Annotated in this window: 1 protein-coding gene, 1 tRNA gene and 1 pseudogene; 2 read left to right on the top strand and 1 reads right to left on the bottom strand. The window is 70.9% G+C overall.

The window, feature by feature from the left end; all coding sequences use genetic code 11:
• Positions 1-31: 31 nt before the first annotated feature.
• Positions 32-154: pseudogene (locus tag AE652_RS45850) on the top strand (TetR family transcriptional regulator C-terminal domain-containing protein); the annotation flags it as partial.
• Positions 155-404: 250 nt separating this feature from the next.
• Here AE652_RS45850 and AE652_RS41040 read toward each other — a convergent pair.
• Positions 405-480: transfer RNA gene (locus AE652_RS41040), tRNA-Arg, on the bottom strand.
• 654 nt (positions 481-1134) lie between these two features.
• Here AE652_RS41040 and AE652_RS41035 point away from each other — a divergent pair.
• The coding region (locus tag AE652_RS41035; protein ID WP_159028729.1) for a single-stranded DNA-binding protein at positions 1135-1600 on the top strand (466 nt) is incomplete at its 3' end.

Genomic DNA, 1600 nt, shown 5'->3' with positions numbered 1-1600 from the left:
GGTCTTGTTGACCGGACTGTTGTTGCTGTAGGCGCAGGCCTTCGTGCTGGGCCTGGTGGTCCAGGCGCTGTTCGCCCCGGAGGAGTTCCCGGCGGAGCGGCAGACGGAGCTGCTGGACGCCTACCTGGCCGGGCTGGCGGGGCTGGCGGGGTAGGCCGGGGCGCTTCCGGGCGCGCCGGCCCGGCCCGGGGCGGGCTCCGGCGCGTTCGGGGTGGGGGATTCACCGGGAATTCCGGTTGTTCCGGTTGGACCCGTTTTTCGCCCCGTTTTCCCGACGGCCCGACACGCATGGTCACGAGTTCTGTGCGATGAGTGCGCGGAACGGTTGGTGTACGGGATTACCGACTGGTCCGGAGCGGACACGGAAAGTGTCCGCCGGAGTGGTGGCCTGCGGAATTGCGGGGTGGTGCCCCCAGCAGGATTCGAACCTGCGACCTACCGCTTAGAAGGCGGGTGCTCTATCCGCTGAGCTATGGGGGCGGGACGGGCGGTGCCCTGGCGGGCGCGACCGTGGCCGGGATCGGGCTGGCGAGCGCCGGGGCGCGCGCTGTCCGGCCCCGTACCTGAGGGTGGGGGTGGGGGTGGTGGGCCCTCGCCCTGTCGGGGACAGGATAAGGGTGACCGGTTCCCAGGCCGGGTGTGACGACACCGCCGTTGGTGTGTCGGTTCGGTGGAGCGGTCCGATAATCGCAGGTGAAGGCCGTGAGTGCAGCGGTCTGGGAGTGTTCCGCGCCGGACGTTGTGCAGTCGTTACGGGGCTGCCTCCTCACCCGTTATGGATTCGGCACGGAGAATGCGGCGCCGACGGTGCGGGTGGGGGCCTTAATCGCGGTTGCGCCGGTCGTATGACGTGCGCGGACGGCCGTCGGGGCGCCTTCCGGGGCGCGTTCCCGGGCGGGTTCCGGGGTGCGCCGGCCGGGCGGCGAGCAGCGAGTTTGTTGTCATGGCCGCGAAGAAGCGGGGTCGAAGCGGCGACGGAAGGCTGAAATTCACCCCTGCGGGTGACAACAGTTCCACAGGCCCGAGTTATCCACAGGATTTCGGAAGTCGGTGGCCCGGATTTCCCTCGAAGTGCACGCTCAAGGCGCACCGGTCGATTCCGTACGGTGCATCGGCGAGAACGGAGGGTGTGCCGTGAGCGAGACGCATGTGACGGTGATCGGCAATGTGGCGACGGAGGTGAGCTACGGCGAAACCAGCGGCGGGGTGCCGATGGCGAACTTCCGGCTCGGCTGCACCGAGCGGCGGTACGACCGGCAGCGCGAGTGCTGGGTGGACGGCGAGACGCAGTGGGTGGCGGTGACGGCCTGGCGGGCGCTGGCGGTCAATCTGATCGGCTCGCTGTCCAAGGGCGATCCGGTGCTGGTGAGCGGCCGGCTGCGGGTGCGCGAGTGGACGGAGGGGGAGGTGAAGCGGAGCCGGGCCGAGATCGACGCCCGATCGGTCGGACACGACCTCACCCGTGGTACCACGGCGTTCCGGTGGGCGGCGGGGGTGCGCGGGCAGCCGCCGGGCGGCGCCGGTCCGGTCGGGGCGGAGGGCGGGGGCGAGGCCGTGCCGGGGTGGATCGTCAGCGCGGTGGAGGCGCGCAGGGGCTCCG

It is taken from the genome of Kitasatospora sp. MY 5-36 (assembly GCF_001182915.1).
In the GTDB taxonomy this organism is placed as follows: Bacteria; Actinomycetota; Actinomycetes; order Streptomycetales; family Streptomycetaceae; genus Kitasatospora.
This window is presented reverse-complemented; position numbering and strand designations above follow the sequence as displayed.